12 protein-coding genes are annotated in these 11,861 nt (G+C 66.6%); 9 read left to right on the top strand and 3 right to left on the bottom strand.

Translation table 11 applies throughout. The features are described 5' to 3' along the window. Positions 1–9 precede the first annotated feature (9 nt). The 8 genes from NCCP_RS11035 to NCCP_RS11070 all read left to right on the top strand — a co-directional run bounded on the left by NCCP_RS11035 (position 10) and on the right by NCCP_RS11070 (position 8,156). Positions 10–726 (top strand): SDR family NAD(P)-dependent oxidoreductase, encoded by a 717-nt coding sequence (locus tag NCCP_RS11035; RefSeq protein WP_263970139.1) that lies wholly within the window; start codon positions 10–12, stop codon positions 724–726. A gap of 162 nt (positions 727–888) precedes the next feature. Beyond that, complete coding sequence (locus NCCP_RS11040) at positions 889–1,740, top strand: substrate-binding periplasmic protein (protein WP_149957335.1); 852 nt, start codon at positions 889–891, stop codon at positions 1,738–1,740. A gap of 18 nt (positions 1,741–1,758) precedes the next feature. Continuing rightward, the gene (locus NCCP_RS11045) at positions 1,759–2,493 is read left to right on the top strand and encodes an amino acid ABC transporter permease (RefSeq protein WP_149957336.1); all 735 of its coding nucleotides are present in this window, start codon (positions 1,759–1,761) and stop codon (positions 2,491–2,493) included. Positions 2,494–2,528: 35 nt separating this feature from the next. Beyond that, a complete protein-coding gene (locus tag NCCP_RS11050; protein ID WP_172627376.1) occupies positions 2,529–3,323 on the top strand; it encodes an amino acid ABC transporter ATP-binding protein in 795 nt (264 codons plus the stop codon). A 28-nt stretch (positions 3,324–3,351) separates the two neighbouring features. After that, positions 3,352–4,617: an NAD(P)/FAD-dependent oxidoreductase gene (locus tag NCCP_RS11055; protein ID WP_172627377.1), complete on the top strand. Its 1,266-nt coding sequence runs from the start codon at positions 3,352–3,354 to the stop codon at positions 4,615–4,617. A gap of 32 nt (positions 4,618–4,649) precedes the next feature. Further along, positions 4,650–5,567 carry a dihydrodipicolinate synthase family protein gene (locus NCCP_RS11060; RefSeq protein ID WP_149957339.1) on the top strand — a complete coding sequence of 306 codons (918 nt, stop codon included), beginning with the start codon at positions 4,650–4,652 and terminating at the stop codon, positions 5,565–5,567. Then, complete coding sequence (locus NCCP_RS11065) at positions 5,564–6,631, top strand: proline racemase family protein (RefSeq protein ID WP_149957340.1); 1,068 nt, start codon at positions 5,564–5,566, stop codon at positions 6,629–6,631. Before NCCP_RS11060 ends, NCCP_RS11065 begins: the two co-directional genes overlap by 4 nt. Before the next feature lie 28 nt (positions 6,632–6,659). After that, positions 6,660–8,156 carry a gamma-aminobutyraldehyde dehydrogenase gene (locus NCCP_RS11070; protein ID WP_149957341.1) on the top strand — a complete coding sequence of 499 codons (1,497 nt, stop codon included), beginning with the start codon at positions 6,660–6,662 and terminating at the stop codon, positions 8,154–8,156. Positions 8,157–8,359: 203 nt separating this feature from the next. On the opposite strand, the gene NCCP_RS11075 is transcribed toward NCCP_RS11070, so the two are convergent. The 3 genes from NCCP_RS11075 to NCCP_RS11085 all read right to left on the bottom strand — a co-directional run bounded on the left by NCCP_RS11075 (position 8,360) and on the right by NCCP_RS11085 (position 11,477). Beyond that, on the bottom strand, positions 8,360–8,950 hold the full coding sequence (locus NCCP_RS11075; protein ID WP_149957342.1) for a short chain dehydrogenase: 591 nt from the start codon (positions 8,948–8,950) through the stop codon (positions 8,360–8,362). After that, a complete protein-coding gene (locus tag NCCP_RS11080) occupies positions 8,947–9,648 on the bottom strand; it encodes a GntR family transcriptional regulator (protein ID WP_149957343.1) in 702 nt (233 codons plus the stop codon). The genes NCCP_RS11075 and NCCP_RS11080 overlap by 4 nt, the downstream gene beginning before the upstream one ends. Positions 9,649–9,731: 83 nt before the next feature. Then, the gene (locus NCCP_RS11085; protein WP_149957344.1) at positions 9,732–11,477 is read right to left on the bottom strand and encodes a PucR family transcriptional regulator; all 1,746 of its coding nucleotides are present in this window, start codon (positions 11,475–11,477) and stop codon (positions 9,732–9,734) included. Positions 11,478–11,617: 140 nt separating this feature from the next. On the opposite strand from NCCP_RS11085, the gene NCCP_RS11090 reads away from it, so the two are divergent. Next, a partial coding sequence (locus NCCP_RS11090) for an aldehyde dehydrogenase family protein (protein ID WP_149957345.1) occupies positions 11,618–11,861 on the top strand: 244 nt, incomplete at its 3' end.

The raw sequence follows: 11,861 nt of genomic DNA on the forward strand, positions 1-11,861 counted from the left end.
GGAAAGGTCGTGCTGGTCACCGGTGCCTCGCGCGGTATCGGCGCCGTCACGGCCAGGATCTTGCACGGACAGGGCGCTTCCGTGGTGATCCACTACGGCTCGCAGGCGGCTCCGGCCCATGCATTGGCCGCCGAACTCGGGGATGGGACAACCGTGGTCGGCGGAGACCTGGCCGATCCGGCGCGGCTGGCAAGCATCTGGGAGGAAGCGCTTCTCTGGCGGGGGCGTATCGATGCGTTAGTCAACAACGCCGGCGCCTGGATCGCATCGCCGATCGAGGATAAGGACTCGTGGGATGCGGGGTGGGCCTCGAACCTGGGCCTGAACCTCACCGCGCCGGCGGAATTGTGCCGGCTGGCCATCGAGCATTTCCGCAAGCGGGGCGGGGGCATCATCGTGAATGTCACCAGCCGTTCGGCTCATCGCGGCGACGATGTCGAGCACTTGGCCTACGGCGCGGCCAAGGCCGGCCTGTTGGCACTGACAAAGGGCATTGCCCGGGGCTGCGGCAAGGACGGAGTCCTGGCCTACGCGGTCGCCCCCGGCTGGGTGGCAACCGACCTGGCTGACGGACATGTGGCCGAGGATCTGGCCGCGCATCTGCCTCTGGGCGAGGTGACGCCCCCTGAGGATGTAGCCGAGCTCATCGCCTTCCTGGCTAGCGGGAAATGCCGCCATGCCACGGGCGCGACGATCGATGTCACCGGGGCGGACTACGTTCGCTGAGTCCGGCGCCGGGAACGTGACGTTGTCCGAAAGGACTAGACGTGACGTGCCTCACTGGTCTACAGTTTTTGTAGTTGCAGATTGCCTGACAATCTGTCTATCTACTCAGTATTCTTCCACTGGCGTTGCGGATTCCCCGCTTTGAACCGAGAGAAGCCCACTATGACCAAGACCAGCAAGATCGTTCTCGCTGCCCTCGCCGTTCTCGTCCTCGCCATCGGCGGAGGCATTTTGGGAGCTGGGCTGCGCGGCAACCCGGCCTCAGCGGCCAGCGGGGCCGTAGGCAATGGCGCCTTTATCGAGAAGATCAAGGAACGCGGCGAGCTCCGCGTGGGCGTGGCCATCGCCCCTCCCATGACCGTCCAGAAGGAAGACGGAACGCTCGGCGGAGCCAACTTGGTCCCGCTGGAGCAGCTCGCGGAACAGCTGGGCGTAAAACTGGTCCCCGTAGCCGCCGAGTGGAAAAACATCGTGGCCGGCCTGCAGGCGGACCGCTACGACTTCGCCGCCAACCTGGACCTGACCATCGAGCGCTCGCTCGCGATCCAGTTCACCGACCCCGTCTACTCCTACCCTGCCGTGTTCGTGGTCAAGGCGGATTCTCCGTACCTCACTGCCGAGGACATCATCAATGACGGGGGGCAGATCGCGGTCGCCCAAGGCGCCTCCATGGTCCCGCCGCTGCAGGAGCGGACCGACAAGATCATGTCCATGGACAATTACTCGAACGCTATCTCGGCCGTCAAGGCAAACCGCGCCATCGCCGAGTTCACTGACCTGCCGACCGCGGAGAGCCAGGCCCAGGCTGACGAGGACTTGAAGATTGTGGTTCCCGAGCCGGCCCTCTACGAAACCTCGACCGGCTACGGCGTCCCCGCCAGCGCCGACGCCCGCTCCCTGCAGATCGTCAACATCGCGATCGAGCGGGCGCAGAGCGAGGGCCTGCTCACCAAGGCCTACGAGGAAGTCAACTACGTTGAGGTCGATAACCTCGGCGACCTGCGCAAGAAGTAGCCCCCGAAAGGCTCTGCCATGAACTACAACTTTGACTGGGGCGTCGTCGTCGATGCTTTCCCCACCCTCTTGGGTGGCTTGGGCCTGACCCTGCAGCTCGCGGTCATCACCATTGTCATCAGCATGGTCCTCGCGGTCCCGCTGGCCATGGCCCGCATGGCGCGCATCGAGGTCATCCGCTGGGCAGCCCAGGCTTACATCGAGGTGTTCCGTTGCACCCCGCTGCTGGTTCAGCTCTTCTGGATCTTCTACGCACTGCCGGCCCTGACCGGCATCACGCTCCCGGGATACGTCTCGGCGCTCATTGCCCTCTCCGCCAACCTGACCGCGTTCATGGCCGAGGCGTACCGCAGCGGGTTCCAGTCGGTTCCTGTAGAGCAGGTTGAAGCCGGCCGTATGCTCCAGCTGAGCCACCTGCAGCAGCTGCGCTACATCATCCTGCCGCAGGCCCTGCGCCAGCAGTTGCCGGTCATTTTGTCGCTGAACATTTCGCTCTTCAAGGACACCGCCCTGGTCTCCACCATCGCCGTGGCGGACCTGATGTTCATCGCCAACACCGTCTCGGCCCAGTCCTACCGTTCCCTGGAAGTATTCACGGTGGCGGCACTGATGTACTTCGCCATCGCCTTCCCGGTCTCGCTCATTACCAGCAACATCGAACGGCGCATGCAACTGGCCGCCGGGCATGGGCCTATCGGCAAGAAGCTCTTCCTCGCGCGGCTCGTCCCCGGCAAGAAAACGGTGACGCTATGAGGCCCGCGCACCTGGCACAGGAAAAGGCACCCACCATGGAAAATGCACCCACCATCGACAACGTGGAGCAGGCATCCCGCAGGGGCGAAGTCCTCGTCTCCGCGCGTGGCCTGGAAAAATCTTTCTACGGCCGCACCATCCTGAAGCACGTCGACTTCGAGATGAAGACCGGCGACATCACTGTCATCATCGGCAAATCCGGGTCCGGCAAATCCACCCTGCTGCGGGCCATCGCCGGGCTCACCGATCCTGATGCTGGGGAGATCGCGATCGGCGGCAAGACCGTCTTCGCCGACGGTGCGCGGACCAAGGAATGGAACACCGTCAAGTCCGATGTCGGAATGGTGTTCCAGACGTACACCCTCTGGCCGCACATGAACGTCCTGGAGAACCTGACCCTCGCCCCGCGCAAGCGGCTCGGCATGAAGGCCGGTGAGGCGCGCGACCGCGCAGAGATTGCCCTCGAGGAAGTGGGCATGAAGCACCACATCCTCAGCCGCTCCACCCAACTCTCCGGCGGCGAACGCCAGCGCGTGGCCATCGCCCGGGCGCTGATGATGAAGCCCAAGCTCCTTCTCTGCGACGAGATCACCTCCGCCCTGGATCCGCCAGTCGCGGCAGAAGTTCTCGAGGTCCTCCGCCGCTTGAAGGAGGAGGACGGCATCGCCCTGGCCCTAGTGACCCACGACATGGCCTTCGCTTCCAAGGCTGCCGACCGGGTCGTGTTCTTCCATGAAGGGGAGATCGCAGTGAACTCCTCCCCGGCGGATGCCTTCGACCACTGCACCAACGAGGACCTCAAGCGTTTCGTGGATGCCGTCCGCTTCTAGGGCTATCCACTCCATCGAAAGGAACACCATGCACGTGCTCGTCATCGGAGGCGGGGTCATCGGCTTGACAACCGCCTACCACCTCGCCCGGGAAGGCGCGGAGGTGACGGTCATCGACGCGCGGGCCACCGGCCTTGGCGCCAGCAAGGTTAACGCCGGCTGGATCTGCCCGGCCGAATCCGCGCCCGTCCCCGGACCCGGCGTCGTCCTGAAGTCCATGAAGTGGATGCTCCGCCCGGACAGCCCGCTCTACATCAAGCCTTCGCTGGACCCGCAGTTCCTGCGCTTTATGTTCGGCATGTGGCGCAAGTCCAATGCCCGCGACCAGCGGGCCGGATTCGAGGGTCACCTGCGCCTCGCCGCGGACACACTGGAGATCTTTGACGACTACCGTGCCGATGGCATGGACTTTGAGATGCACACCGACGGACTCCTGATGGCGTTTACGGACCAGGACAACTTCGACCACCACTTGGACAACCTGGACCTCGCCACCGAATACGGGCGGGAACCGCAGGTACTGCGCCGGGACGCCGTCCACGAGCACGAGCCGCTGCTCACCGACGCGGTCCTGGGCGGCATCTACTTCCCCTACGAGCGGCACGTCGACCCCGGAGCCATGGCGGCCGCCCTGCACCGCCGGCTGGTTTCCATGGGCGTGAAGGTCATAGAGAACTCTCCAATCGACGCCGTGGACCGCACTGGTGACCGGATCACTGCGGTGCACAGCCGCGGCAGCCGCTACCAGGCGGACCGGATCGTCCTCGCCGCCGGCGCCTGGACGGGCGGACTGTCCAAGCAGTTCGGCGTCCCGCTGCCCATCCGCCCTGGCAAGGGCTATTCCGTGGAGGTGCCGGCGCTCGGCCTGCGCAGCGCCGTGAACCTGTGGGACGCGAAGGTCGCCGTCACCCCGTTCAACGACCGCCTCCGCCTCGCCGGGACCATGGAGTTCGGCGGCCTGGACGAGAAGATCAACCAGATCCGGGTCGATGCGATCCTGCGCGCCCCCGCCAAGTACTTCCGTACCTGGCAGGCGCCTTCTGTCCCGCCCGTGCCTATGGCCGGGATGCGGCCTATGACCCCGGACGGGCTGCCGGTCATCGGCCACCTGGGAGGCCTGGAGAACGCCTATGTCTCCTCCGGCCACGGCATGATGGGCGTCACCCTGGCTCCGGGCACCGCCGCGGCCCTCACGGACCTGATCGTCCACGGACGCACCGCCCCCACGCTGCAGCCTTTCGCGCCCGACCGCTTCCGCGGCGTGCAGCGCAAGCTGCCTGTCGCGGCGCACTAGACAACCACCCCGTTAGATAAGGAACCCCACACATGTCCCAGCACAAGAAGGTCGAACTCCGCGGCATCCTCGCAGCGGTGACCACCCCCTTCACCGATGACGCCTCCACCCTCGACGAGGACGCCCTGCGCCGCCAAGTCGAGCGCTTGGTCGGTGCCGGCATCCACGGCCTCGTGCCCACCGGTACCACCGGAGAATTCACCACCCTGTCCGACGCTGAATACCGCCGCGTGATCGAGCTCTACGTAGAGGCTGCGGCCGGCCGTGTTCCCGTCGTCGCGGGCATTGGTTCCCTCTCCACGGCCGGCGCCATCTCGCTGGCCCGGCACGCGGAGGCGGTTGGCGCCGATGCGCTGATGGTGGTACCGCCGTTCTACGACCCGCTGGATTACCCGACGCTGAAGAAGTTCCTCTCCGACGTCGCCGGCGCGGTCACCCTGCCGATCGTCTACTACAACGTTCCCGGCGCTACGGGGATCACCCTTGATGCGGCGCAGATCGCCGAGCTTGGCTCGATCGACGGCCTGGACTACCTCAAGGACACCTCCGGGGACGCCGTAACCCTGGCCGACCTGCTGGCTAACCGCACTGACGACATCAAGGCCTTCAACGGTTGGGACACGCTCACCTTCTTCGGCATCGCCTCCGGGGCCGAAGCCTCGGTGTGGGGCACTGCCGGCCTGGTTCCCGAGCTCGCGGTCGAGTTCTGGAACACGTTGGCCGAGCGCAAGGACCTGGCCGCGGCCCGCGAACAGTGGAAGCCGCTGTGGGCGCTGAGCGACTTCCTCGAGTCGGTCAACTACGTTGCCGGCATCAAGGCCGGACTCGACCTCGTCGGCGAGTCGGCCGGCCCGGCTCGCGCCCCGATCCAGCCGCTCGCCCCTGAGCAGCGCGAGCGCCTGGCCACCCTGCTGGCCGCGGCGGGTGTGCTCAAGACGGCCGCGGCATGACCTCGCCCCTGCTCCTTGACGCCGTCGAGGTCCATGCCGAAGGTGAACCCGGCAGGATCCTGACCAACGCCGCCCACCTGGTCCAGGGCGAGACCATGGCCGAGCGGCTGGCGTACTGCCGGGAAAACCTGGACTGGTTGCGCCGGCTGATGCTGCGCGAGCCGCGCGGCTACCCCGGGCTGTGCGCAGTGATCCTGCTGCCGCCCGTCAACGCCGGATCCGACTTCGGCATCGTCGTCATGGAGCAGGGCGGGTTTACCCCCATGTCCGGATCGAACACGATTTGCGCGGTTACCGCCGCCATCGAAACCGGCATCGTCGACCGCCCGGGACCCGTCGTCGAAGTGCTCATCGACACGGCGGTCGGGCGTGTGCACGCGACTGCCCGGGTTGACGGCGGCAAGGTCACTTCGGTGACCGTGGCCAATGTGCCCAGCTTCGTCGTCGGCCTTGACGTGCCGCTGGAGGTGCCCGAGTACGGCACGGTGCCGGTGGACATTGTCTTCGGCGGACAGTACTTCGCCCAGGCGAAGGCCGCGGACCTGGGACTGGACCTGGACCCGTCCCGCGGCAAGGAGCTCGCACGGGCCGGCGCGCTGATCAGGATGGCAGCCGCCGAGCAGATCCACGCGGTCCACCCGGAAAACCCCGGCGTCTCCGGCGTCAATCTGGTCATGCTGCATTCCGGGGACCGCGTCCCCGGAATGCAGGCGCGGAACACCGTGATCCTGACCAGCGGACCGGTCCTGCCAAACGACCCGACCACCTGGACCGGCGCTTTGGACCGGTCCCCGTGCGGGACGGGCACCTCCTCGCGCATGGCGGCGCTCCACGCGCGGGGGCAGCTGGCCATCGGCGAGGACTTCAGCCACAAGTCCATCATTGGCACCGAATTTATCGGGCGCCTCACGGGGGAAACCATGGTGGCGGGGCACTCCGCCGTCCTCCCCACCATCACGGGTCGGGGCTGGATTACCGGCCGCGGCCAGTGGACCCTCGACCCGACCGACCCGTTCCCGACCGGCTACACCGTCGGTGACATCTGGGGCCCCGCCTCCGCGTAGGGCACCGCCAAGGAAAGCAGGAATCACCATGAGTGAAACGACCGTCCAGGCCACCGCTGGCCAGTTCATTAACGGCCGCCCGGTGCGCGGAAACTCGGGCGACGTGTGTAAGGTCCTCGACCCGTCCAACGGCGAGGTCGTAGCCACCCTCGATTCCGCCGGTCCGGCAGACGTGGAAGCAGCCGTCGCTGCCGCCCGTGCGGCATTCCCGGGCTGGTCCGGCGCCACGCCGGCCGAGCGCTCCGCGGTACTGACCCGCTTCGCCGCCCTGCTCGAGGAGCGCGCGGAAGAGTTCGCGCAGCTCGAGTCCCGCCAAGCGGGCAAGCCGATTCGGCTCACCCGCGAATTCGACGTCCCCGGTACCATCGACAACATTGCTTTCTTCGCCGGCGCCGCCCGGAACCTCGAAGGTAAGGCCAGCGCCGAGTACTCGCCGGACCACACCTCCTCCATCCGCCGCGAGGCCATCGGCGTGATCGGGTCGATCGCACCGTGGAACTATCCGCTGCAGATGGCGGCGTGGAAGATTCTCCCCGCCATCGCCGCAGGTAACACGATCGTGCTCAAGCCCGCCGAGATCACCCCGCTGACCAGCCTCCTGTTCGCCCAAACGGCGTCCGACGCAGGCGTTCCCGATGGCGTCATCAACGTCCTGTGCGGGCGGGGCTCGACCGTGGGGGCGGCGCTGCTGCGCCACCCGGACGTGGACATGCTGTCCTTCACCGGCTCTACCGGGGTCGGCCGCACGGTGCTGGAGGCCGCGGCCACCACCGCCAAGCGAGTACACCTGGAGCTGGGCGGCAAGGCCCCGCTGGTGGTGTTCGATGACGCGGATCTTGAGGCCGCTATCCACGGAGCCGTCGCCGGAAGCCTCATCAACGCCGGCCAGGACTGCACGGCGGCGACCCGTGCGATCGTGCACCGCTCGCTCTACCCGGCGTTTGTCGAAGGCGTCGCGGAGCTCTTCGCCAAGGTCAAGCTCGGCCCCACCTCCGATCCCGCCACCGACATGGGACCCCTGGTCTCCCAAGCGCACCGGGACAAGGTCGCCGCCATGGTGGAGCGCGCCCGTGGGTACGCCCGCGTCCTCGGAGGCGGCATCCCCGGTGGGGAGCTGGAGGCCGGCTCCTACTACCGGCCCACGCTGGTCGCCGACGCCCCGGCGGACAGCGAGATCGTCCGCGACGAGGTATTCGGCCCGGTCCTGGCGGCCATGCCCTTCGACACCGACGACGAGGCGATCGCGCTGGCCAACGACACCCCCTACGGCTTGGCCGCCTCGGCTTGGACCCGCGACGTCTACCGGGCGCTCCGGGCCACCCGCGAAATCCGCTCCGGCTGCGTCTGGGTCAACGACCACATCCCGATCATCAGCGAAATGCCGCACGGAGGCATGAAGGAATCCGGCTTCGGTAAGGACATGTCCACCTACTCCTTCGACGAATACACCGTCATCAAGCACGTGATGTTCGACCTCACCGGGCAGTCCGTCAAGGACTGGCACCGCACGGTCTTCTCGCTGTAGGCGCAATCTCGCTGCAGCAGTCGGTTCGGCCCCCGGCCCCGTCCGTTGGACGGGGCCGGGGGCCGTCCGCGCATTCAGGCTTGGGGGAGTGACGCCGGCACGAGTTGGTTCCAGTGCAGACGGTCCCGAAAACGGCACGACGCCGGGGTGGCACCATGGGTACCAGTCCCGGCGTCGTGCCGTGAAACGTGGGGGGAACCGCGCTAGACGCGGAAGATGCGCCCGGTCTCTACTCCCATGACCGAGCGGACGAATGCAGCGGCCACATCGGCGGCCGGGACCTGCGGGAAGCCCGGGAAGAACGGGTGGTATCCGGTGGCCTCCTCAAGCACGGTGGGGCTGACCGCGTTGATCCGCAGGCCGCGCGGCAGTTCGGTGGCCGCAGCCCGGACGTAGGACTCGATCGCGCCGTTGGCCAGCGAGGCGGCCGTGCCGGTGGCGATCGGGTTCTGCGCCAGGACCCCGGTGATCAATGTGAACGAGCCGCCGTCGGCGACGTGGTCCAACCCTGCGCTGACGAGGTTAACCTGGCCCATGACCTTGTCATTGAGTGCAGCCCGGAAATCGTCCTCAGTGAGTTCGGCCAGCGGCTTGAAGGGGACCTTGCCGGCGCAACAGACTACCGCGTCCACCGTGCCGAGTGACTTATAGAGCGAGACGATCGATTCCCGGTCCGTCAGGTCTACGGACGGGTCCGCTTCGCGGGAGGCGCGGATGACCTCGTGGCCATCCTCTAATGTCTCGGCCACGGCATTGCCGATCAGGCCCGTGGCCCCAGTGACGAGGATCCTCATGCTGCACCTTCCTTTCGCATCAGTTCGATCAGTTCGTGGGCGCTGCCGATGGTGTGGGACTCAAAGGCCTTCTCGATGGCGGCACGGTCTCCGGAGAGCAGGGCGTCCACGAGGTGGTGGTGGACGAGCTTGGCGCGCTCCGGGTCGGACCGGACAGCCTGGTCGCAGGCCAGCGCGATGGTGATGTGGGCCTCGACGACCGGCCAGAGGCGCAGCAGAAGGGAGTTTCCCGAAGCGGCCCAGATGCGGCGGTGGAAGGCGATGTGCGCCTCGTGCCGCAACAACGGATCGGGATCGTCCTCGACCTGGGAAAATTCCGTCCAGGCCTGCCGCACGGCGTCCATACGCGATCCACTGGGATCGTCGAGGATTCCGTCGACGGCCAGCATGTCCAGCGCCTGGCGCGTATTGGCGATGTCCAGGATCTGCTCTGAGTCCACCGTCGCCACGCGCAGGCCCCGGTAGGGTTCCTGGACCAGCAAGCCTTCCTGCGAGAGCTGATTCAGCGCCTCCCGGATTGTCGGCCGGCTCACGTTCAGCATTTGGGAGAGTTGCACCTCGGTGAGCTTGTCGCCGGGCTTCAGCCATCCCCGGACAACGGCCCGGCGGATCTCTTGAATGGCCCCGTCGCGCCGCGAGAGCGACAATACCGGGCCGACTAGGTTGCCTTCCGGGGCTGACGTATTTATCGATGCCATTGCTGTCCTCCCCGCGGTTGCCGCGCTGTAATGCTGATTGTCAGACACTCGTGTCATAGCCTACCCCGGGGAGGGCCGGGAATCTATGTCTTGCCCCCGCCTCCCGCGGGGCCGAAGGCGGTTTCGCCTTCTACCTGTCCTCGCATTCGATGCCACAGGAGAGCCACATGCAGCGCAGCCCTCGATTCGGCATCGTCCAAGGAAACCCCCAGCCGGTCCTGCAGCCGGGTTATTCGAGCGTACAGCGCGGGCCGGCTCAGATAACCCGTGCGGGCGACCGAGGATTTGTTGCCTCCGTGCCGCAGGTAGAGCTCAAGAAAGTCCAGAGCCTCGGCGTCCTGTTCCTCGAGCAGCGGACCCAGTTCGGCTTCGGCGAAGGCCCGGACCCTGGCATCGGACCGCAGGGCCGCCATGAGGCCACGGAGTCTTACGTCCGCGAACCGGTAGTAGCGTCGCGGGCGGGTCTCCAGGGTTGCGGCAATATCGGCCACTTGGATGGCTCCGTCCAGGCCCGCGGCCGCTTCCAGCAATGAGGTACTGCTCCGTCCCACCCCAACGGTCCACGTCGGGGTGCCCACCCCTCGACGTTGCTGCCCTCCGGTCCGTTGCTCCTCCAGTTCTGCGAGCTGGCCGAAAACCCGCTCAAGGATGCTGTCCTCCAACTGGCGTGCAGGCACGCCGAGAAGGACGCCGAACGAGCCCGAATGAAGTCCGCCGGCGAGCAGGGAGTGCCGTGCTTGGCGAACCGTGGCAGTCAACTCTTCCATCAGGGCCCTCTCTCGCAGGTGGAGGCCCGTGGGGTTCTCTTCCATTGGTTGATCGAGCCTGACCACGAGTGGAACGTAGAAAGCGCTCGGTTCCAGACCCAGGGACTGTGCTCGGGCGACAGCCTCCCGCTCGTCCAGTGCATGGGGCTGTCGCAGGTCGTGCATCAGCCCCGCCTGTGCCTGCTGAAGCAAGTCTTGTTCGTCCCGCCCGGCCATCCGGGCAATGGTCAGCGCCTGTCCGGCACGTTCAAGGACCTGTGAACCGTCGGCGTCGTCCTGGAGGCCCACGGGAACCACGAGCCGGCCCCAGCGGCGGTCACGCACGCCGACCGGAGTCTGCAGCCAGTCTCCTGAATCACGGCGGCCGGTTTGCTCCCGGTAGCCCACGTGGCGGGCCCGGTCCGCCCAATCCCGCAGAAGCTCTTCCGACTCCATATCGGCCGGGTTGAAGGCGAGGACACGGTGTGCCACGTCCTCCAGCACGACCGCTGCGCCCAGCAACTCTGCCGTCCGGTCAACAATGCGCTGCTCGCTTGCTCCTTCCAGGCTGAGTTGGGTAAAGACCTCGTGGACTCTGCGGGCGCGCTCCAGCCTGGTTAACTGCTCCCCGACCAGCATTCGATGGGCCATTTGGGTCACGCGGACGAACTTAATGGTCCGCGTCAGCACAACCACCGGAAGTTTCCTGCCGGAGGCAGCCTGGCGCAACACTTCGACGGCCGACAGGTCGGGGCCGCCGTCGGCATCCACGAGCTCGACGATGGCCCCGGACGCTCCCGCGGCCTCCAGCTCGTCGAGAAACGACCCTACTGCCACTGCTGAAGCACGGAAGGACGTCGCCGTGCTCAAGACCAGTTCACCACCCTCAAGGAGCGGCTCCACGCGTTCGGAGTCGGCGATGTGGACCCAGTGCACGGGCGCGTCCAAGCTTTCCCCGCCGGAGAGCAGCTCCGGATGGCCGAGCCGTACCTCGTCGAGATCCAGCAGTGTACGCAGCGTGAGGGTGGCCGCCTGCTGCCCGCCGGGACTTGGGGTCTCCTCTTCTTCGGGTAGTCGATGCATTTACATATTGTATAGCTCAAGAAAAAAGAACATACAGTACGTCACTACCCCTATCGTCGGGTCGTCGTCAGGATTGAGGAAGAAGCCGGGCATCACCCCGGCCCAAAGGCAAGAGCAGCAATCGAAAGGCCCCGCACATCATGCAGACCGTCACCCACTGGATCAACGGCACCACGGCCGGGCAGGCCGCGGATTCCCGCTTTGGCGAGATCACCAACCCCGCCACCGGCAAGGTGAGCGGACGCGTGGCCCTGGCCAGCACCGCCACCGTCGGTCAGGCCGTCGCGGCCGCCGCCGCCGCCTTCCCGGCCTGGCGCGACACCTCGCTGGCCCGGCGCGTGCAGGTCCTCTTCAATTTCCGCGAGCTGCTCAACGCCCGCAAGG

It is taken from the genome of Zafaria cholistanensis (assembly GCF_008580665.1).
In the GTDB taxonomy this organism is placed as follows: Bacteria; Actinomycetota; Actinomycetes; order Actinomycetales; family Micrococcaceae; genus Zafaria; species Zafaria cholistanensis.